This is a genomic window from Affinirhizobium lemnae, from assembly GCF_022968395.1.
GTDB lineage: Bacteria > Pseudomonadota > Alphaproteobacteria > Rhizobiales > Rhizobiaceae > Neorhizobium > Neorhizobium lemnae.
In genome coordinates this window covers 1-19,974 of sequence record NZ_JALJQZ010000058.1, presented here as the reverse complement: position 1 = coordinate 19,974, position 19,974 = coordinate 1, and the positions used below count along the sequence as shown (strand labels likewise).

16 protein-coding genes are annotated in these 19,974 nt (G+C 57.1%); 12 read left to right on the top strand and 4 right to left on the bottom strand.

All coding sequences use genetic code 11. From position 1 onward, the window contains the following. Positions 1–509 precede the first annotated feature (509 nt). Positions 510–1,613, bottom strand: a complete 1,104-nt coding sequence (locus MUU53_RS20880) for a saccharopine dehydrogenase family protein (RefSeq protein ID WP_247262602.1) — start codon at positions 1,611–1,613, stop codon at positions 510–512. A 130-nt stretch (positions 1,614–1,743) separates the two neighbouring features. On the opposite strand from MUU53_RS20880, the gene MUU53_RS20875 reads away from it, so the two are divergent. After that, a complete protein-coding gene (locus tag MUU53_RS20875) occupies positions 1,744–2,172 on the top strand; it encodes an Lrp/AsnC family transcriptional regulator (protein WP_062556931.1) in 429 nt (142 codons plus the stop codon). 38 nt (positions 2,173–2,210) lie between these two features. Here MUU53_RS20875 and MUU53_RS20870 read toward each other — a convergent pair whose 3' ends face one another. After that, the gene (locus MUU53_RS20870) at positions 2,211–3,125 is read right to left on the bottom strand and encodes a LysR family transcriptional regulator (RefSeq protein WP_247262601.1); all 915 of its coding nucleotides are present in this window, start codon (positions 3,123–3,125) and stop codon (positions 2,211–2,213) included. A gap of 131 nt (positions 3,126–3,256) precedes the next feature. On the opposite strand from MUU53_RS20870, the gene MUU53_RS20865 reads away from it, so the two are divergent. The 3 genes from MUU53_RS20865 to MUU53_RS20855 all read left to right on the top strand — a co-directional run bounded on the left by MUU53_RS20865 (position 3,257) and on the right by MUU53_RS20855 (position 8,613). After that, positions 3,257–4,057: an alpha/beta hydrolase fold domain-containing protein gene (locus MUU53_RS20865; RefSeq protein WP_247262600.1), complete on the top strand. Its 801-nt coding sequence runs from the start codon at positions 3,257–3,259 to the stop codon at positions 4,055–4,057. 58 nt (positions 4,058–4,115) lie between these two features. Beyond that, positions 4,116–5,300 (top strand): efflux RND transporter periplasmic adaptor subunit, encoded by a 1,185-nt coding sequence (locus tag MUU53_RS20860; protein ID WP_247262599.1) that lies wholly within the window; start codon positions 4,116–4,118, stop codon positions 5,298–5,300. Positions 5,301–5,427: 127 nt separating this feature from the next. Beyond that, positions 5,428–8,613: an efflux RND transporter permease subunit gene (locus tag MUU53_RS20855; protein ID WP_247262598.1), complete on the top strand. Its 3,186-nt coding sequence runs from the start codon at positions 5,428–5,430 to the stop codon at positions 8,611–8,613. Between the two features lie 79 nt (positions 8,614–8,692). On the opposite strand, the gene MUU53_RS20850 is transcribed toward MUU53_RS20855, so the two are convergent. Together MUU53_RS20850 and kdgR are read right to left on the bottom strand one after the other, a co-directional pair. Then, positions 8,693–9,673 (bottom strand): mannonate dehydratase, encoded by a 981-nt coding sequence (locus tag MUU53_RS20850; RefSeq protein WP_247262597.1) that lies wholly within the window; start codon positions 9,671–9,673, stop codon positions 8,693–8,695. Positions 9,674–9,817: 144 nt separating this feature from the next. Beyond that, positions 9,818–10,603, bottom strand: coding sequence for a DNA-binding transcriptional regulator KdgR (gene kdgR, locus MUU53_RS20845; RefSeq protein ID WP_247262596.1), 786 nt, complete (start codon positions 10,601–10,603; stop codon positions 9,818–9,820). A gap of 198 nt (positions 10,604–10,801) precedes the next feature. On the opposite strand from kdgR, the gene bglB reads away from it, so the two are divergent. From bglB to MUU53_RS20805, 8 genes are all read left to right on the top strand, one after another. Further along, entirely contained in the window at positions 10,802–11,920 is a 1,119-nt protein-coding gene (gene bglB / locus MUU53_RS20840) for a beta-galactosidase BglB (RefSeq protein WP_247262595.1), read from the top strand. A 109-nt stretch (positions 11,921–12,029) separates the two neighbouring features. Then, a complete protein-coding gene (locus MUU53_RS20835; RefSeq protein ID WP_247262594.1) occupies positions 12,030–13,310 on the top strand; it encodes an ABC transporter substrate-binding protein in 1,281 nt (426 codons plus the stop codon). A gap of 69 nt (positions 13,311–13,379) precedes the next feature. Then, a complete protein-coding gene (locus MUU53_RS20830) occupies positions 13,380–14,273 on the top strand; it encodes a carbohydrate ABC transporter permease (protein ID WP_247262593.1) in 894 nt (297 codons plus the stop codon). Between the two features lie 19 nt (positions 14,274–14,292). Next, positions 14,293–15,171, top strand: a complete 879-nt coding sequence (locus MUU53_RS20825) for a carbohydrate ABC transporter permease (RefSeq protein WP_376748610.1) — start codon at positions 14,293–14,295, stop codon at positions 15,169–15,171. Between the two features lie 13 nt (positions 15,172–15,184). Continuing rightward, positions 15,185–16,267 carry an ABC transporter ATP-binding protein gene (locus tag MUU53_RS20820; RefSeq protein WP_247262592.1) on the top strand — a complete coding sequence of 361 codons (1,083 nt, stop codon included), beginning with the start codon at positions 15,185–15,187 and terminating at the stop codon, positions 16,265–16,267. A 35-nt stretch (positions 16,268–16,302) separates the two neighbouring features. Next, entirely contained in the window at positions 16,303–17,559 is a 1,257-nt protein-coding gene (locus tag MUU53_RS20815; RefSeq protein WP_247262591.1) for a Gfo/Idh/MocA family protein, read from the top strand. A 2-nt stretch (positions 17,560–17,561) separates the two neighbouring features. Beyond that, complete coding sequence (locus tag MUU53_RS20810; RefSeq protein ID WP_247262590.1) at positions 17,562–18,578, top strand: Gfo/Idh/MocA family protein; 1,017 nt, start codon at positions 17,562–17,564, stop codon at positions 18,576–18,578. Between the two features lies 1 nt (position 18,579). After that, a complete protein-coding gene (locus MUU53_RS20805; RefSeq protein WP_247262589.1) occupies positions 18,580–19,692 on the top strand; it encodes a Gfo/Idh/MocA family protein in 1,113 nt (370 codons plus the stop codon). Positions 19,693–19,974: the final 282 nt, after the last annotated feature.

Here is a 19,974-nt window from a genome sequence, read left to right as displayed (position 1 = left end):
CATCGGCGGCATAACGCCCGCACAGAAACTGAAAATGGCTGCGTGAATTCTACTGCAGAGCCCCGCTAAAAACGGGGAGATTACCCTCGCAAACGCACTGCTGCCGAATAATCGGAAATGGGAGCCAAAACAAGCATGATCAAAACGGTTATTCTAGCATTCCATTTGCCAACTACTAGAGCTTCTCTAGGCGTCATATTCATATCAGCCTGCTTGCCGGATGTAAAAGTGGACACGCCGGGACATCGAGATGAGAATGTAGAATCTCGCCTCCAAGGTCGTATCATCGGCAATCAAGTGGGTGATGACCGCGGTGCTGCGCGATTGATCATTAGCCTCCGTCATGTTGACAAAGTGAGCCAGGCATATCTGTGCTGCGGCAATCGTCAGCAATGCCATGAATGACGAGTGACGAATTGGTCTTGTCGTAGCAGGTTGCGATCCTGGTTATCGGCACCGCCGATGCGACGGGAGGGGAGACGCCCTCCGCTAGTCTTTCACCCGTCTCTTCAGACCGCTTTTTTCAAGTCCATGGTCTTCGGTTCGTAGGCGCGGCCAAAGCGATTATTGAGCACATCCCCGAGCGAAATTTCCTCCTGGCGCACGAAGCCTCGCTGAGGAAGTCTGCCATTCGCCAGTAGATCCAGGACGGTCGTGATACCGGCAGCGGTTGTGATCTGGATTGCACTCATTCTCTTTCCGGCCACGACGCCAGCATAAACCTTGTTGGCATAGCTCTCTTGCAGGTATCTTCCGTCCTTCCAGCCGCACACAGTCACAAAAATCACCACCACATCCTGCATTGTGGCAGGCAGCGCATTCTCGAAAAGATCCTTCAGAACATCGCGTCGATTTTTCAGGTTGAGGTCGTTGAGCAGCGCCTTGATGATCGCCTGGTGACCCGGATACCGTATCGTCCGGTAGTTCATCGTACGTACGCGTCCCTCCAGGCTTTTCGCGAGTGTGCCGAGCCCTCCGGATGTATTGAAGGCTTCGTAGGTCACGCCATCCAGGGAAAACTCTTCGCGCTCTTCCATGGCTGGAACCATGACGAATTTACCCTCGACGATCGCTTCGCAAGGCTCGATATATTCGTTGATCAGCCCGTCCGTGCTCCAGGTAAGATTGTAGTTGAGCGCATTCGACGGATATTGCGGCAGCGCGCCAACGCGCATGCGTACGCTGTCCAGACTGTCGAATTTCTTCGCAAGGTCATTTGCGACGATGGAGATGAAACCCGGAGCCAGCCCGCATTGCGGTATGAATGCGACGTCGGCGTCTTGCGCCAGTTGCTCCACCCGTTTTGTCGTGGCGACGTCTTCGGTAAGGTCGAGATAGTGGACGCCGCTCGCCTTGGCAGCCTCGGCGATCAAGCCGGTGAGATTGAACGGAGCGGCTGAGAGCACAGCGAACTTGCCGGTAAGGGCTCCTATCAGTTCCGCCCGGTCCGAAATGTCGAGCCTGATCGGGGCAATCGCAGGATGCTTGTCCAAGTTTGCCAACTGCTGTTCGTTACGATCAGCTACCGTGACCAGATAGTCTTCTGTCGATGCCAGCATGAGCGCGATGGCTCCACCGATCTTGCCGCCACCAATGACGATAATGTTTTTCACCGAGCGCCCCCTTCAGATTCCAATATTAGAAGTGTGCAAGGAAAGACTGTTGATTCATAGCTGATTTATGAGCAATATGAGGTATCAATTTCTGCAAAACGCCGAGTGGTCTGATCATAATGATGTTTCGATGCTGACTGAAAAAGATCGCGAGCTTCTGGCACTTCTTGGCGAAAACAGCCGAATCCCTGTAGCGACTTTGGCAAAGAAACTCGGCTTGTCGCGAACTACGGTTCAGGCGAGGATAGAGCGGCTGGAACGTGAGGGTGTGATTGCGGGCTACGGCATCCGTCTGTCAGAACAGTATGCCTCCTCGCTCATCCGCGCCCATATCCTGATTACCATTGCGCCCAAGGCCCTGTCGCAGGTCGTCCGTGCGCTTGATAGGTTGAAGCCGGTGACTACTCTTCATTCCGTCAGCGGCAGCTTTGATCTCATTGCGCTTCTCGCCGCGCCATCCATTCTCGAGCTGGACCAAGCCATTGACGAGATCGGGACCATCGACGGCGTGGAACGGACGCTGTCTTCAATCATACTTTCAACACGAATTGCTCGGTAGGCGCGCAAGAGCAAGGTTGGGCCTTGGCTCGGCGTTTGTCAGCGCTGATCGCTGACGCGCAGATTGTGAACCAGCCTGGCAAGCCAGTCCACGAATACCCTGACCTTGTTAGACAGGTGACGGGTCTGCGGATAGACGATATAGAGCGCCAGGCTCTCGCAATGCCAATCCCGCAATACCTCGACAAGTTCTCCTCGCGCCACAGCGTCTCGCACCATGAAACGCGGTGACTGTACGACGCCCAGTCCCGAGATCGCCGCATTGACATAGGAGCGCGCATCGTTGACCGAGACCACATAGCGCGGACTGATCTCGATCTTTTCCTCATCGTTTTGAAATTCTGCCGACATGACCCTGCCAGAAGTTGCGTTGAGATAACCAACGGAAAAATGCTCCTGCTCCAGATCTCGCGGATGCTGCGGTTCACCGAATTTCTGGATATAGTTAGGTGCAGCATAGGCGTTCATGGCAAGTTCCCCGACCTTGCGTGCAATCAGCGACTGATCGGTTGGGGTGCCTGCCCGAAGCGCACAGTCAACATTCTCCGCAATATAGTCAACGAGCCGATCACCCACGCCAATATCCAGTCGGATCTGCGGAAAGCGGTTATGAAAATCGCAGAGATTAGGCAGGACGAGCAAATCCGCAAAGGCACCTGCCATCTCCACGCGCAAGCGCCCGGAAGGTTGGGCTTGCGAATTCGACATGCTTCCATCTAGCTCGTCGATCTCGGACAGGATTTGCTGCGCGCGCTCATAGTAGAGGGCGCCATCGGTGGTGACCATCACGCGCCGGGTCGTGCGGTTGAGAAGCGTCGTGCGTAGATGCTGCTCAAGGCCCTGTACCATGTTCGTTACTGTGGTCTTGGGCATGTCGAGCGCGGCAGCAGCGCGCGTAAAATTGCCGGTTTCCACGACGCGAACGAAAACGCGCATTGCCGAAAGCTGATCCATGGGTGCGCCTTATTGTTCGGATTTTGCGGATAGTGATGCCCAGGAGGACGCCTTGTGCAAATTTCACCGAACAATAATATGTGAACGTACACTTTAGCAAGCGCGGTCTCATGCCGACCGATAGGATGCCTATGACCGATCGTTGGGAAAACATTGGAGTGAATGGCCCTCTGACGCCGCCTATCCCAATGCGGCTCTACGGAGAGGTGTCGAAAACCAAGGGTGCGCCAATCGTTCTGTATTTTCGCGGTGATGCGTTTCAGGGACGCAGCATGTCTCAAGCTGAGCGTCCGGTTGGCACGGCGCTGGTTGCGGCGGGTGCGACTGTCATTGAAGCCGATTATGCGCGCGGCTCTGACAACCGGTTTCCGCAGGCCATGGAGCACGCGTTCATGGCGTTGGCCTACCTCAGCACCAAACGCAAGCTTTATAGTGGCATGAACAAATCCCTGCTCTTTGTTGCCGGGGAGGAAGCCGGGGGCAATATTGCCGCTGGCGTTGCCCTCAAGGCGAGGGACGTGCTGCCGGGAGATCTTTCCGGGCAACTTCTCCTGTCGCCGATGATTGATCCGATGATGACGTCCGAATCCTTTCGGAGGGCGGACGAAATCGGGATGGCCCGTCGATGGGCTGAAGGATGGAGCCACTATTTGGGGAATGCTTGCGGTTCCCAGCATCCCTATGCGGCGCCTTGTATCTGTTCGCGGCTTTCGGGTGTCGCGCCTGCACTTGTTGTGACATCAGACGACGACCCCTTGCACGATGAGGTGAATGGATATGCGGATCGGCTGGCAGCCTCAGGTGTCTCGGTTACCAAGAAGATTTTCCCGCCTGCTCTTGAATGGCCCGATGTTTATCGGGGCGAGAGTGGCAGGTGGATGGACGTCTTGCGCGATGAATTCGCGAACTTCGTCCAAGTGTTGAGTGAATAAAACGAATTGCATTGAGGAATGAAAGCGACCGACTCCCAGGGTCGCAAGGAGAGTAACAATGATATCGAAGTCCAAAAGCTGGGCCCTGTGGGGCACCGGAGCGGTTGCGGCTGTCCTGCTTGCAGGCGGATCGATTTATCTGGATCTGTCGCAGTCAGCAGTCGCAGCACAAGCGACGGCAGCTGCCGCGCCGCCACCAGCCATTCCAGTAACCGTAGCAGTCGTCAATCCGCGAAATGTCACGACGTGGCAAGAATTCTCGGGGCGCCTTGAAGCCGTTGATCGCGTTCAGGCTCACCCGCGCGTCGCGGGTGCCATACAATCGGTTCATTTCCGGGAAGGTGGTCTCGTCAAAGCGGGCGACCTTCTGGTGACGATCGATCCCGAACCCTATCGTGCCGAGGTAGCGCAGGCCCAGGGGCAGGTGGCTTCGGCTGAGGCAAAGCTTGAGTTTGCGAGCTCCGAACTCGAGCGTGGAAAGAGCCTCGCGGCCAAGAATACGATCTCACAAAGCGATCTGACGCAACGCCAGAGCGCGCAGAGCGAAGCTCTTGCCAATTTGCAATCGGCAAAGGGTGCTCTCAAGACCGCGCAGTTGAACCTGGATTATACGCAAATCCGGGCGCCGATAGCCGGTCGTGCGGGCAAGCTCGAGATTACTGTCGGTAATCTGGTGGCGGCAGGTTCCGCCTCCGCGCCTCTGGTCACAGTGGTCTCCAGCGATCCGATCTATGCCAGCTTTGATGCCAGTGAAGAACTGGTGGCACGAATCCTTGCTGATCTTCCGGTCGAAAACGGGGTTCCGGCAATCGATGAGGTTCCGGTGGAAGTGACCACGCTTGCAGCCGATGCGCCGGTCCGCGGCAAGTTACAGCTGATCGACAATGAGGTGAATGCCGCAAGCGGTACGATCCGGGTTCGGGCGGTATTCGACAATCCCGGTTCGAAGCTCATTCCCGGCCAGTTCGTGCGCGTGCGCATGGGGCAGCCGAAAGCGCAGGATCATTTGATGGTCAGCGAAAAGGCTGTCGGGATAGATCAGGACAAGAAATTCGTCTTCGTGGTCAACAGTGAAAACAAGGTCGACTATCGGCAGGTAGAGCTTGGTTCTGCAGTCGATGGTCTGAGAATCGTCGAGAAGGGCCTCAATCCGGGCGACCGTATCGTCGTCAATGGTCTGCAGCGCGTTCGTCCCGGTGTCGTCGTCGCGCCGCAGGACGAAGCGCAGGTCGCCAACAAGTAAATCGCCGCGCGCGCAAACGCACGTCTGTCCTGACGCACCCCCCCGATCTTCCTGTTCGCCTGCGGCCCTCTGGCCGTGGGGCAGGGACGCTTAGCTTTCTGCTTACCTCTGGAGAGAGGGTTTCGAGATGAATATTTCCCGCTTTTTTATCGACCGGCCTGTTTTCGCGGCCGTCTTGTCGATCCTTATCGTGATCGCCGGATTGATCGGTCTTCGATCTTTGCCGATTTCGGAATATCCGAATGTCGTTCCTCCTTCGATTGTCGTGAGAGCCACGTATCCTGGCGCCAACCCGACGGTCATCGCCGAAACGGTGGCTACCCCGCTCGAAGAGCAGATCAACGGCGTTGAAGACATGCTCTACATGTCCAGCCAGGCGACATCTGACGGTGTCCTGAACGTCACCGTCACGTTCAAGCTCGGGACCGACCCTGACAAGGCCCAGCAACTCGTGCAGAACCGAGTATCGCAGGCAGAGCCACGCCTGCCCGCCGAGGTGCGCGCCTTGGGACTGACCACGGTCAAGAGCTCGCCGGATTTCATCATGGTGGTCAATCTGGTTTCAGATGTCGAGCGCTACGATATCACCTATCTTCGCAACTATGCGACACTGAACGTCAAAGACCGGCTGAACCGCATCCAGGGCGTCGGCCAGGTGCAGGTTTTCGGCGCTGGCGATTACTCGATGCGTGTCTGGATCGATCCCCAGAAGGCTGCCGAACATGGTCTGGCGGCAAGCGATGTCTCGAATGCCATCCGGAGCCAGAACGTTCAGGCCGCAGCAGGAACGATTGGCGCATCGCCAAGCCAACCGGGGGTCAATCTGCAGCTCAACGTCAACGCTCAAGGTCGGCTGCGCACGCCCGAAGAGTTCGGAAACATCATCGTCAAAAGCGGTGCCAACGGAGAAATCACGCGTCTGCGAGACGTCGCGCGGATCGAACTCGGTGCCGCCGACTACTCGTTGCGCTCGCTGCTTGACGGTCGTCCGGCTGTTGCTGTCGCCGTGCTTCAGGCACCGGGCTCCAATGCCATCGAGATCGCCGACAACGTCAAGGCGACGATGGATCAGCTTCAGCTCGCAATGCCGCAGGGCGTCAAATACGAGATCGTCTACGACACGACCAAGTTCGTGCGTGCCTCGATCGAAAAGGTCGTTGATACCCTGCTCGAGGCGATCGCGCTCGTCGTTCTCGTCGTCATCGTCTTCCTCCAGACATGGCGTGCCTCCATCATTCCGTTGATCGCAGTTCCAGTCTCCATCATCGGCGCCTTCGCCGTGATGTACGCCTTCGGCTTTTCCATCAACGCGTTGACGCTGTTCGGCCTCGTTCTGGCGATCGGGATTGTTGTCGATGATGCCATCGTTGTGGTGGAAAACGTCGAACGAAACATCGAGAGCGGTCTCAGCCCGCGCGATGCAACCTATAAGGCCATGAAGGAAGTTTCCGGCCCGATCATCGCGATTGCACTTGTGCTCGTTGCCGTGTTCGTGCCACTCGCCTTTATCAGCGGGCTGTCCGGTCAGTTCTATCGCCAGTTCGCACTGACGATCGCAATCTCGACCGTCATCTCCGCCATCAATTCACTGACGCTGTCCCCTGCGCTTGCAGCTCTTCTGCTCAAGGGCCACCACGCCAAAAAGGATTGGCTGACGAGGTTCATGGATGCGATCTTCGGATGGTTCTTCCGCGGCTTTAACCGTGCATTCGGCGCTGCATCCAATGGGTACGGGCGAACGGTCGGCGGGCTCCTGTCGCGCAAAAGCCTGGTCATGATCCTCTATCTGGCACTCGTGGGCGCCACTTACAGCATGTTCAATGCGGTGCCGAGTGGCTTCGTCCCGGCTCAGGACAAGCAATATCTCATCGGCTTTGCACAATTGCCCGATGGAGCGACGCTTGACCGCACTGAAACAGTGATCAAGCGAATGAGCGAGATTGCACTGGAACAGCCTGGCGTTGCCCATGCCATCGCTTTCCCCGGTCTGTCGATCAATGGTTTCACGATCGGCTCGAATGCGGGCATCGTCTTTGCTGTCCTTGATGACTTCGAGGAGCGCAAGTCGCCTGAGCTTTCAGGTGGTGCGATTGCCATGGCGCTGAACCAGAAGTTTGCCGGAATCCAGGATGCCTACATCGCCATGTTCCCGCCGCCGCCCGTCAACGGCCTGGGCACCACGGGTGGCTTCAAGCTTCAGATCGAGGATCGTGCCGGGCTTGGAAATCAGGCACTGAACGAAGCTGCCAAGGCAGTTCTTGCAAAAGCCTATCAGACACCGGAACTGGCCGGAATATTCTCGAGCTTCCAGATCAATGTGCCTCAGCTCTACGCCGATCTTGATCGTGCAAAGGCCGAGCAGTTGGGCGTTTCCGTTACCGATGTATTCGAGACGCTGCAGATTTATCTCGGCTCGCTCTATGTGAACGATTTCAACGCGTTCGGGCGCACCTACAGCGTCAGGGTTCAGGCAGATGCGAAATTTCGAGCCAAGCCGGAGGATATCGGCCAGCTCAAGGTTCGTTCCCAGTCGGGGCGGATGATACCGCTTTCGGCTCTTCTGAAGGTGGATGCCCAGACCGGTCCGGAACGCACGACCCGTTACAACGGCTTCCTGGCCGCAGACATCAATGGTGGTCCGGCACCCGGTTTCTCTTCCGGCCAGGCAGAGGCGGCGATCACCAAGATCCTGAATGAGACACTTCCCGCCGGTATCGAGTTCGAGTGGACAGATCTGACCTATCAACAGATCCTGGCCGGGAATTCCAGTATCGTCGTGTTCCCGCTTGCGTTGCTGCTCGTCTTCCTCGTTCTGGCTGCGCAATATGAGAGCCTGACCCTGCCGCTCGCCATCATCATGATTGTGCCGATGGGTGTACTCGCTGCACTGACGGGCGTCTGGTTGACCGGTGGCGACAACAACATCTTCACACAGATCGGGCTGGTGGTGCTCGTCGGGCTTTCTGCGAAAAATGCGATCCTGATCGTAGAGTTCGCGAGAGAGCTTGAGTTCGACGGACGAACGCCCTTCCAGGCAGCGGTGGAAGCCAGCCGGTTGAGACTGCGTCCGATTCTCATGACCTCAATGGCCTTCATCATGGGTGTCGTTCCGCTCGTGCTTTCAACGGGTGCTGGTGCGGAAATGCGAGTTGCCATGGGCATCGCCGTCTTTTCGGGCATGATCGGCGTCACCTTCTTCGGGATCTTCATGACGCCTGTCTTCTACATGCTCGCCCGTTTGCTAACCGGCAGCCGCCCACTGCGGCAGCATGGTGAGGTGCCAGCTTCTCCGGGTTTCTCTCCAGCGGAGTAAGTTGGCATCCATGGCGCGCGGGCTCTTTTAAAAGGAGAGGCCCGCGCGGTAATTTATCTTTAGGCTGGCCGCCGCCGGTTCAGAGGTGGCCGCGATCCAGGGCCTCCAGCAGGGCGGCGATATAGCCATAGCAGAAGCCAAAGGCGACGCCGACGGGATCGCGTCCCGATATCGTTGGAACGTGATCGGGCATGATCATGTACTTATAGCCGACTTCCTTGTAGACCTTGAGCGAGCGAACCATGTCCATGTCGCCCTCGTCCGGGAAGGTTTCCATGAAGGACAGCTTGCCGCCGCGTATGTTGCGGTAGTGGACGTTGAAGATCTTGTCGCGGCTGCCGAACCAGCGAATGATATCGTCGATTTCGTCATGCGGATTGTCCAGCATTTCCCCGATCGACCCTTGGCAGAAGTTGAGGCCGTGGTAGGGGTTCTCGCGCATGAGCACAAACTTCTTCAGACCTTCCACGGTGCCTAGAACGCGGGTTACCCCTTTGTAGCCGGGCGGCGTGTAAGGATCATGCGGATGGCAGGCCAGACGAACGCGATTGCTTTCCGCCACAGGCACGACGCGTTCCAGGAAGTAGTCTATGCGCTCCCAGTTCTCGTCTTCGGACAAGACGCCTGCAAGGCCCGGAGCAGCGTTCGGATCCGCCTTTTCCCAGCGCCACGCCTCGTTCAGCGAGCCGCCGCGGCCTCGCTCCATCTCGGTGCGGGGAATGCCAATGAGGTTGAGATTGTATTTCGCTGCGGGAATGCCCGCTTTCGCAATGTTTTCGATCATGCGGCACACGGCATCGATCTGATGGTCGCGATCTGGTCCGGCCAGAAGGATATCCGGATAGGATGCCTTTTCGATTGGCTGCGAAGGCAGAGGCAGCTGGATCATATCGAGGATCAGGTCAAAGCTCTCGACCTTGTCTCTGTGCCGCTCGATATCATCCAGCGTCCAGCTCGCCGGGTCTCCTGGCGGATCTGCGCAGATGTGTTTCAGTCCCAACTGCGCCCAGACGCGAAAATCATCGTCGTCCCGGGCCGTGACCTGTGTACCTACATACATTTCGAATTCATCCTTGCTGAAGATGCGTAACTGACGGCAGCGCCTTACGGGGCCGGAACTGGCGGCGCGCGCTACAATGGCGGCGCGCCGCCTGTCACTCTAAGTCTGCCGTTTAGATAAGTCATCCATGATATGATGCTGGGCTTACCCTTCGAAGCCCAGCGAGCGCGAGGCCTCGGAACTGGCATCCTTCAGAAGCGCAATATATTCCGGCTTGCGATCTTCCTGGAAACGGAAGAGGGGGAACGAGATCGACATGGCTGCGATTGGTTTCCCAAGATGGTTGAAGATCGGAACGGCCATGCATCGCACGCCTGCCTCGCTTTCCTCTATCTCTTCGGCAAAGCCACGTTCACGTGTCTTCTTCAATTCTTCAGCGAAGCGACCGCGCTCGGTGATCGTATTCGGTGCGAGAGGCGTGAACTCCATCTTGGCAAGGCGGTCGCTGATCTCTTCGTCATTGCGCCATGCAAGAAGCGCTTTGCCAAGTGATGTGCTATGAAGCGGGTTGCGCAGACCAAGCGTCGATTTCATCGAAAGATTGAAGACGGAATCATATTTGTGAATGTAGACCACGCGCTGATCGCGATCATCCAGGATGCCTAGGTTGACTGCCTCGCCTGTGGCGCGTGACAACCGCCCCATGGCGGTATCGGCCACTTTCAGCATATCCGCATGCTCGTTCAAGGAGCGCGCCCCCAGGCTGAACAGCTTGAGCGTCAGGCCGTATTTCTCCGTTTCTGGATCCTGTTCGACATAGCCGAGCTCCACCATTGTCTGCAGCAGGCGATGGGCCGTGGTCTTGGACGTCATCGCTTTTTGCGCGAGATCGGCAAGGCTCGCCCGCCTGTCTTCGACGAGCGCCTCCATTACCGCGAAGACCTTCAGCACGGCGGCAACATTTTCGGTTTTGACTTGAAGATCTGACATGAGGCGCGTTTCACAAAATTTGGAATTGCATTCTGAAATTTAAAGCTCAGTCTGTCAACCGGCTGACGAGCGGGGTGTCTAGCAGAGCCTTCTTTCACAAGCCTAACCGAAAAAACAGGATTGAAAAGCGTTAAGGGATATGATTTCTTATTTTCCGGAATGATGTTCCGAAAATTTTTTTATGCGAGGAATTGTTGCATGCACCCGCTGCTGAGGCAGAAACAACATTTCATTCAGCGAGCGGAAGTATGCGCCCTGATCGAGCGTTTGACGCATAATCTCGTCAACATCGAAGACAGGACTGGCGAGTTCCTGCTGCGCCTTGAAGATGGCCGCGTGATCGACACAAAGGGTTGGGCAGGCTGGGAATGGACGCACGGCATCGGTCTCTACGGGCTGTTGAAGTACTGGCAGCTTACCGGCAGCAAGCAGGCGATGGATACCATCACCGGTTGGTTTGACGCGCGGCTTGCAGAAGGCACACCGACCAAGAACATCAACACTGTAGCGCCATTCCTGACGCTCGCTCACCTGATGGAGCTTTCACCAAATCCGCACTGGAAGCCCTTCCTGGAAACCTGGGCTGAATGGGTGATGTACGAAATGCCGCGCACCCGCGAGGGTGGTTTGCAGCACATCGTCTACAACAACGTGAATGATCAGCAGATGTGGGACGACACGCTGATGATGAGCGTCCTGCCGCTCGCCAAGATCGGTCTCGTACTCAATCGTCCGGAATTCGTGGAAGAGGCGAAGTATCAGTTTCTGATCCATACCCAGTATCTCATGGATACGCAGACCGGTCTGTGGTTCCACGGTTGGACCTTCGACGGCAATCACAATTTTGCCCGGGCTCGCTGGGCGCGCGGCAATAGCTGGATCACGATCGCAATTCCGGAATTCATCGAGATGCTGGATCTGCCGGAAAGCGATTTCCTGCGCAGACATCTGCTTTCGGTTCTTGATCGCCAGGCCGCAGCGCTCAAGGCACATCAGCATGCTTCTGGTCTCTGGCATACCCTGATCGACGATCCGGGCAGCTATCTGGAGACTTCCGCGACGGCAGGCTTCGCCTACGGTCTGATGAAGGGCGTTCGCAAGCGCTACCTGAGCCGCGATTATCTCGAAACAGCGGAACGGGCGATGCGCGGCGTTGTGGAGAAAATCAATCCGGAAGGTGAGTTGACGCAGGTATCTTTTGGAACCGCCATGGGCAATGACCTCGATTTTTACCGCGAGATCAAGCTGACTTCTATGCCCTACGGACAGGCGATGGCCATGCTGTGCCTGACGGAACTTCTGAGAAGCCATATCTGACGTGAGAGAATACAGCGCATCCCCGGGAGAAGGGTGCGAACTGGTAAGCAAGGTGAACAAGCGGCAGAAGCCGCCGGATCGATAAATCCGAAATCTGGAGGAGGATGACATGATGGAATTGACACGTCGGCGACTTTTGGGAGCTGTCGGGGCAGGCGTCGCGGCAAGTGCGCTTTCGGCCGTGCCCGCCAAGGCCGCAACCCGTATTCGCCACTACTGGTGGGGTAACCCGGAGCGTGACAAGCGCACTTTCGCTGTCATCGAAACCTTCCAGAAGGCGAATGCCGGTATCGAGGTGTCCGGCGAAACCATTGGTTGGGGCGACTACTGGACCAAGATGGCAACGCAGACCGCGGGCCGCAACATGGCGGACCTCGTGCAGATGGACTATCGCTATCTGTTCGAATATGTGCGCCGCGGCGCTCTGAAGCCGCTGGATGAATATGTTGGCAAGAGCCTGATGATCAAGGATTTCGATCAGGGCCCGATCGCCGGTGGCATGGTCGACGGCAAGCTCTACGCCCTGAACATCGGTTCCAACAGCCAGGTCATCGTGCATAACACGCGCGTCTTCAAGGAAGCCGGCGTTGATGTGGATCTGATCAACTGGACATGGGATGATTTTGCCAGGGCTTGCGAACAGATCACCGCGAAGAGTGACGGCAAGGTGAAAGGTTCGGACGACCTGTCGCTGATGATCGAGACCTTCGAATCCTGGGTACGTCAGAACGGTCGTGAGTTCTACGGGGCCGATGGCAAGGTTGCAGCCACTGTGGATGATGTTGCCAGCTACTGGCAGATGTGGGCGAATCTCCGCAAAAAGGATGTTGTGCGCTCCAAGGACAAGACTGTCATCCTGGATCCGCCAATCGCGGAATCCGGCGTGGCCGTTGGCGACACGGCCATGTCGCATTACTGGTCGAACCAGCTCGTCGGCATTCAGGCCGTTGCCAAGGACAAGATCGGTGCGGCCATGGTTCCGCACAAGAAGGGTGGCAAGCCCGGCCAGTTCATCAAGCCTTCCATGTTCATGTCGCTTTCTCGCGATACCAAGGATCCGGAAAGCGCGATCAAGTACATGAATGCCTGGGTCACGGATCCGGCCATTACCAAGATCCTTGGTCTCGAACGCGGCATTCCAGCGTCCAAGGCGGTGCGCGATGCGCTGGCACCGGGCTTGAACGAAACCGAAAAGCTGTCGGTCGCCTATTTCGATGCGATCCAGAGCAAGGTGGGCGCTCTCCCACTCCCGGCTCCAAAGGGTGCGGGCGAAGTGCGTGATGCTTTCATGCGCATTGGTACCAGTGTCGTGCTCGATCGGGCCAAGGTGAAGGACGCCGCAGAGCAGTTTATCGCCGATGCATCCGATATCGTGGAACGCGCCCAGTAAATGGTTTGATCTGCAAGAGCCCCGCAACAGGTGTCGCGGGGCTCCACCTCTCCACTGAAAGCAAGTTTCATGAGACGTTTCATCGCGCGAAACGCGCCTGCCTATGCCTTTTTGACGCCATGGCTGCTCGGCTTCTTCCTGCTGGCGCTCGGCCCTATCCTGGCATCGCTTTATCTTTCGTTCACGCGCTATGATATGGTGAACGCCCCCAAATGGGTTGGTCTCGCCAACTACGAATACATGTTCACGCGTGACCGGCGCTTCTGGAAAGCGTTGAACGTAACCTTCACCTATGTGGCGCTCGCTGTTCCGGCCCGTCTCATCATGGCGCTTGGTGTCGCCATGCTGCTCGACAAGGGGTTGCGCACAATCGGGCTCTACCGCGCCATCTTCTATCTGCCGTCGCTTCTGGGTGCCTCGATCGCGATTGCCATTCTCTGGCGCCAGCTGTTTGCCGCCGATGGCGTGGTGAATGCTGTTCTTGGCTATTTCGGCATTCAAGGGGCTGCGTGGATCACCAATCCGGATACGTCACTCTACACGCTTGTCGTGCTGGCCATGTGGCAGTTCGGCTCGCCCATGCTGATCTTTCTTGCCGGTTTGCGCGGCATTCCGAAGGATTTGTATGAGGCTGCAGAGATCGACGGAACGCCCAAATGGCGGCAGTTCACCCGCATCACGCTGCCGCTTCTGGCACCCGTCATCTTCTTCAATCTCGTTCTGCAGACAATCGAGGCCTTCAAGACCTTTTCGAGCGCCTTCATCATTTCAAACGGTACAGGCGCTCCGGCAGATAGTCTGCTGTTCTACACGGTCTATCTGTTCAACGAGGCCTTCAAGTTCTTCCGCATGGGCTATGCCTCGGCGCTAGCCTGGGTTCTGTTGATCATCATCGCGATCTTCACGGCCATTTCCTTCCTGACCTCGAAATACTGGGTGCATTATGAAAACGAGCGCGACTGACATGACCCTCGCGCACGAGATGGAGGAAGCCGCGCGCGTGGCGCATGAGTTGCGCGTGAAGCGCGATCAGCGCGCCCGCATGGGGCGTCTGCTCAAGCATCTCTTCCTGATCAGCGTCTCGATTGTGATGCTCTATCCGCTGCTTTGGCTGCTCGCCTCGTCGCTCAAGCCCGAGAATGATATCTTCGGCAGCCTTACGCTGTGGCCGACGGAATTCCAGTGGCACAACTATGTCGATGGATGGCACGGCCTGCCGGTAAGCTTCACGACCTTCTACATCAACTCAACGATCGTGACGGTCCTGTCCGTCATCGGAAATCTGATTTCCTGCTCCTTTGCGGCCTATGCCTTTGCGCGATTGCAGTTCACGGGACGCACGTTCCTGTTCGGCCTCATGATGATGACCCTGATGATCCCCTATCACGTCGTTCTCATTCCGCAGTATGTGCAGTTCCTCCGTCTGGGTTGGGTGGATACCTATCTGCCGCTCGTCGTGCCGCGGTTTCTGGCATCGGATGCCTTCTTCATCTTCCTGATGGTGCAGTTTTTCCGCCAGTTGCCGCGCGAACTGGATGAGGCGGCGATGATCGACGGCTGCTCTCCCTTCAAGATCTACTGGGCGATCATCCTGCCGCTTTCCCTTCCGGCACTGGGCACGGCGGCCATCTTCTCGCTGATCTGGACCTGGGAGGATTTCCTGGCTCCGCTCATCTATCTCAACGACATCAAGAGCTACACCGTGCCTTTGGCGCTGCGCCTCTTCCTCGATCAGGAAGGCCAGTCATCCTACGGGCAGATGTTTGCAATGTCTGTTCTCTCCCTGGTTCCGGTGGTGATTGCCTTCATCATGTTCCAGAAGCTGATTGTTCGTGGCATCGCCACCTCCGGAATGAAGTAAGGAATGGCTTTAAATGGCTGGATTGACACTTCGTAATGTCGGCAAGCGCTACGGTGCGTTGTCGATCATCCAGGGCCTGAACCTGGATATTCATGATGGCGAGTTTCTGGTGCTGGTTGGGCCATCCGGCTGCGGAAAGTCGACACTTCTTCGCATGATTGCCGGGCTGGAGGACATCAGCGAGGGCACGGTCGCGATCGGCAACAAGATCGTGAACGATCTGCCCGCGTCCAAGCGCGAGCTTTCCATGGTATTCCAGTCCTACGCACTCTATCCGCACATGAGCGTGGCCAAGAACCTTGCTTTCGGCCTGCAGAACTTCAAGATGCCGAAGGCTGAGGTGGATCGGCGTGTCGCGGAAGCCGCACGTATTCTGCAGATCGAAAAGCTCATGGATCGCAAGCCGCGCCAGCTTTCCGGTGGACAGAAGCAGCGCGTTGCAATCGGCCGCGCCATTGTGCGCGAACCGAAGCTGTTCCTGTTCGATGAGCCGCTCTCAAATCTCGATGCGGAGCTGCGCGTTCAAATGCGCGCCGAGCTTGCCTCGCTCTATACGCGCCTCGGCACGACGATGATCTATGTCACGCACGATCAGGTGGAAGCCATGACCATGGCCAGCCGTATCGTGGTGCTGCGCGGCGGCAAGATAGAGCAGGTCGGCACGCCGCAGGAGCTTTACGAAAAGCCGCAGAACCTTTTCGTTGCGGGCTTCATCGGCTCCCCGAAGATCAACATGCTGAAGGCCAAGGTTTCCGATAATCAGGCTGTCGTGGATGGCCTTCCCGCCTTTGCGCTGCCGACGCTTGGTACCACCGATCAGGAACTGACGCTGTGTGTGCGCCCGGGAAGTGTCCGCATCGGATCAGGCAAAGTCACCGCCGAGGGAACTGTGAAGCTGGTGGAATATCTCGGCAACGAAACGCTCATGCACGTCACACTCTCATCGGGTCAGGTGTTGCTGGTCAGCGATAATGGCAAGGTCGGCTATCGTACCGGAGACCCTGTCACGATTGGCTTTGACCCATTCGACCTGCATTACTTCAATGCGGCGGGGCAACGCATTGAACCCATAGAGAATGAAGGCATAATCCAGTGAAAATCGCCATTGTAGGATGCGGATCGCGGCACAAGATGTTCCGGGATTCCGTGATCGAGGACTATTCCGATAAACATGAAATCGTTGCATTGTGCGATAGCAATCCGCACAGGCTGAGTGAAGCCGCCCAGGCTGCATCGATTCCCGGGACCAATGGCGTCGCAACCTATCTTGCAGAGGATTTCGACCGACTGATTGCCGAGCAGAGGCCGGACACGGTTGTGGTCGCAACGCCTGATTTCCTGCATTCGGATTACATCGTTCGGGCCTTCGAAGCCGGTTGCGATGTCATCTGCGAGAAGCCGCTCACCATCGATCTCTCACGCCTCAAGATGATCATCGATGCGCAGAAACGCACCGGGCGTCAGGTCAAGGTGACGTTCAATTACCGTTATTCCCCCGCCCGTACGCAGATCCGTGAATTGATCGCTTCCGGCGCGATTGGCACTGTGACGGCCGTAGACTTCCGCTGGCATCTGGATCGCGTCCATGGTGCTGATTATTTCAGACGCTGGCACCGCCAAAAGGAGAACTCAGGCGGGCTTCTGGTTCACAAGTCCACGCACCATTTCGATCTGTTGAACTGGTGGCTGGGCACTGTTCCGACCCAGGTTTTCGCTTCAGGAAAGCGCGTCTTCTATCGCCCGGAGACGGCTATCGAATTCGGCCTTGAAAATCGTGGTCGTCGCTGTGCCGACTGTCCTGTCGCGCACAAGTGCGATTTTGAGCTGAACATGGCGGAAGACGCGGCACTCAAAAGCCTGTATCTGGATGCGGAAGCCGCCGATGGCTACTACCGCGATCTCTGTGTCTTCGACAAGGAAATCGGGATCGAAGACACAATGCAGGCGCATATCCGCTACGCATCCGGTGTTACGGCGAACTATACGCTGACGGCCTATTCGCCATGGGAAGGGCTGGAGATCAAGTTCCAGGGCACCAAGGGTGACATCACCCATCGCCACGTCGAGGTGCACGGGGTGTTCGGGGGCGAGCGGGCGCATGCAGACGAAGATGCGATCACCACGGAGCTTCATCTGGCAGGTGAGCAGCCGCGAATGCTGGAGGTGCCAAAGGCCAAGGGGCATCACGGCGGGGCCGATCCGGTGATGCTCGGCTATATCTTCGATCCTGAAGGCATGGAGCCGGACCGCTTCAATCGCGCATCCGATCATGTTGCAGGTGCCTGGTCCATCCTGACCGGCATAGCGGCAAATGCGTCGATCGAAACGGGCTCGGTCGTCGATATTCAAGCCATGCTGCGCGCACGCGGCATTCAACTGGAGCGATAGCGATGAGGCCGCCCCTGAAATTTGCCGTCATCGGCATTGATCACAACCACATTTACGGCATGATCAATGGTCTCTTAGGCGAGGGGGCGGAATTCACCGGTTGGGCCACCAGCGCTGAAACCCCGCTTTCTCAATGCCAGAGATTTGGCGAATCCTATCCTGATGTGCCGATGGTAGAGCCGGATGCCTTGCTTGACGATGCTTCCGTCCAGCTGATCGTATCGGCCGCGATTAACGACCAGCGGGCAGGCATCGCCATTGCCGCAATGCAGGCGGGCAAGGACGCTTTCGTAGACAAGCCCGGCTGTACGACGCTTTCCGAACTTGAGGCAATCCGCGAGTGCGTCGACGCCACGGGCAGAAAGTGGGTTGTATGCTTTTCGGAGCGTTTGCAGGTTGAAAGCGTCACGCTGGCCGATCATCTGATTAGGGAAGGGCGCATTGGCAAAGTGGTGCAAACGGTTGGACTGGGACCGCACCGCCATAATCCATCACTCCGCGCGGACTGGTTCTGGCAAAGGTCGCGCTATGGTGGAATTCTAACCGACATATGTGCCCATCAGTTCGACCAGTTCCTGCACTTCACCGGATCGACGCAAGCTAGCGTCGTCACTGCGCATATCGGGAATGTAGCTAATCCCGACCGCCCGGACTTTCAGGATTTCGGGGAGGTCTTGCTGGAAGGCAATGGCGGTAGAGGTTACGCGCGCGTTGACTGGCTTACCCCGGATGGCCTGCCGACGTGGGGAGACGGGCGGATGACCATTCTCGGTACGCATGGCACGATCGAGCTTCGTAAATACATTGATATCGCGGGACGACCCGGCAAGGATCATGTGTTTCTGGCGGATCAGAAGGGTGTCGAGCATTTTGATGCGACCGGCGCCGGACTGCCGTTCTTCGGCAAATTCTATGCCGATATCATCGAGCGAACCGAGGCTGCGATGACGCAGGCGCATGCATTTCTTGCGACGCAACTCGCGCTTCAGGCGCAGGCAAATGCAGAAAGTCAGCAGTAGAATGAGCAGTCGATTTCGCGTGGCAGTCATCGGAGCCGGTATCGGCAAGGCACATGTGGTCGGATATCTGCAACTGCCAGAGGCGTTTGAGGTCGCCTGCGTTTGCGATCTCAATCTTGCCCGCGCCGAGGACGCAGCCAGCCTTGCGCCCAGGGCGCAGGCCGTCACCAGTTTTGATGCGGTCCTTGCTGATCCGTCCATCGACATCGTCGACATTTGCCTGCCCCCGGGCTTACATGTGTCCATGTCGATCAAGGCGCTTGAGGCGGGCAAGCATGTGGTCTGCGAAAAGCCCTTGGCCGGATCGCTTGCAGACATGCGAAAGCTCATGTTAGCAGCCGGGAATAGTACCGGTCGGCTGTTCCCGGTGTTTCAATATCGCTATGGCCGAAGCTATCTCGCAACGCATCGGCTGAAACAGGCAGGACTGCTGGGGCGTCCCTATGTGATTTCACTGGAAACCCATTGGCAGCGCGGTGCGGACTATTACGCAGAGCGCTGGCGAGGAACATGGGCGGGAGAGCTGGGCGGCGTCATCGTCAGCCACGCGTGCCATCTGCATAATCTCGCAACGCATCTGGCGGGCAATGTGTGCGAAGTCGCCGCTTTCCTGGATACGCGGGTCAACCCCATCGAAACAGAGGATTGCGCCGCCATTTCCATGCGCACCACCGAAGGCGCGATGGTCACCTCGTCGATTACGCTCGGATCTGCCGGAAACATTTCGCGTTTCAGGGCCTGCTTCGAACAGATAACGATCACGTCAAGCGATGAGCCTTACAATGTCTGCTCAGCGCCTTGGACATTTATAGCCCGTGATCCATCGCTCCAGCCTGAGGTCGATGCCATCGTGGCAGGTACGGAAGAGGTGCCGCCGCGCTTCCCCGGCTTCTTCGCCGATATCCATCGTGCACTAACGGGACAGCCGGATACATACCTCCCGACCATTGCGGAAGGCTATCATTCAGCGGAACTGATGACGGCCATATACGCTTCAGCGCGCGGAAAAACCATCGTCCAGCTCCCGCTGGCGGATGATCATGACGATCGCGACTTTCAGTATGTGCTGACGCCTGCGCCAACGGCACCGAATGGCATGTCACCAATGCGCTGACAGGTGTAGGCCGCATTGCAAAGCTTGCCAGTCAGCTTCTGGCTTTCGGGCGGCGTCACGCACTTGAGCCGCGGTGCATCAACATTAAAGTTTGCAGTGAAACAGGGATCACCTGCAATGCTCTATCTCTTTGTTTTTACGCAGTCCCAGACGTAAAACCGCTGACGCACGTTGACTGGTCGTAGCCGCGTTGGTGCAACACGTATTAGAGTCTGTCAGCGCTACTCGGAATCGCGGCGGGATTCCATTGATTTGGTTTTTGTGATTCAAGATCATTGCTGG

What these genes read in the sequence shown, in the direction of transcription:
- MUU53_RS20855 (WP_247262598.1), top strand. Translation starts at nt 5,428, where the DNA reads ATGAATATTTCCCGCTTTTTTATCGACCGGCCTGTTTTCGCGGCCGTC.
- MUU53_RS20815 (WP_247262591.1), top strand. Translation starts at nt 16,303, where the DNA reads ATGTTCCGGGATTCCGTGATCGAGGACTATTCCGATAAACATGAAATC.
- MUU53_RS20875 (WP_062556931.1), top strand. Translation starts at nt 1,744, where the DNA reads ATGCTGACTGAAAAAGATCGCGAGCTTCTGGCACTTCTTGGCGAAAAC.
- MUU53_RS20850 (WP_247262597.1), bottom strand. Translation starts at nt 9,673, where the DNA reads ATGTATGTAGGTACACAGGTCACGGCCCGGGACGACGATGATTTTCGC.
- MUU53_RS20865 (WP_247262600.1), top strand. Translation starts at nt 3,257, where the DNA reads ATGACCGATCGTTGGGAAAACATTGGAGTGAATGGCCCTCTGACGCCG.
- MUU53_RS20830 (WP_247262593.1), top strand. Translation starts at nt 13,380, where the DNA reads ATGAGACGTTTCATCGCGCGAAACGCGCCTGCCTATGCCTTTTTGACG.
- bglB (WP_247262595.1), top strand. Translation starts at nt 10,802, where the DNA reads ATGCACCCGCTGCTGAGGCAGAAACAACATTTCATTCAGCGAGCGGAA.
- MUU53_RS20825 (WP_376748610.1), top strand. Translation starts at nt 14,293, where the DNA reads ATGGAGGAAGCCGCGCGCGTGGCGCATGAGTTGCGCGTGAAGCGCGAT.
- MUU53_RS20805 (WP_247262589.1), top strand. Translation starts at nt 18,580, where the DNA reads ATGAGCAGTCGATTTCGCGTGGCAGTCATCGGAGCCGGTATCGGCAAG.
- MUU53_RS20820 (WP_247262592.1), top strand. Translation starts at nt 15,185, where the DNA reads ATGGCTGGATTGACACTTCGTAATGTCGGCAAGCGCTACGGTGCGTTG.
- kdgR (WP_247262596.1), bottom strand. Translation starts at nt 10,603, where the DNA reads ATGTCAGATCTTCAAGTCAAAACCGAAAATGTTGCCGCCGTGCTGAAG.
- MUU53_RS20860 (WP_247262599.1), top strand. Translation starts at nt 4,116, where the DNA reads ATGATATCGAAGTCCAAAAGCTGGGCCCTGTGGGGCACCGGAGCGGTT.
- MUU53_RS20870 (WP_247262601.1), bottom strand. Translation starts at nt 3,125, where the DNA reads ATGGATCAGCTTTCGGCAATGCGCGTTTTCGTTCGCGTCGTGGAAACC.
- MUU53_RS20810 (WP_247262590.1), top strand. Translation starts at nt 17,562, where the DNA reads ATGAGGCCGCCCCTGAAATTTGCCGTCATCGGCATTGATCACAACCAC.
- MUU53_RS20835 (WP_247262594.1), top strand. Translation starts at nt 12,030, where the DNA reads ATGATGGAATTGACACGTCGGCGACTTTTGGGAGCTGTCGGGGCAGGC.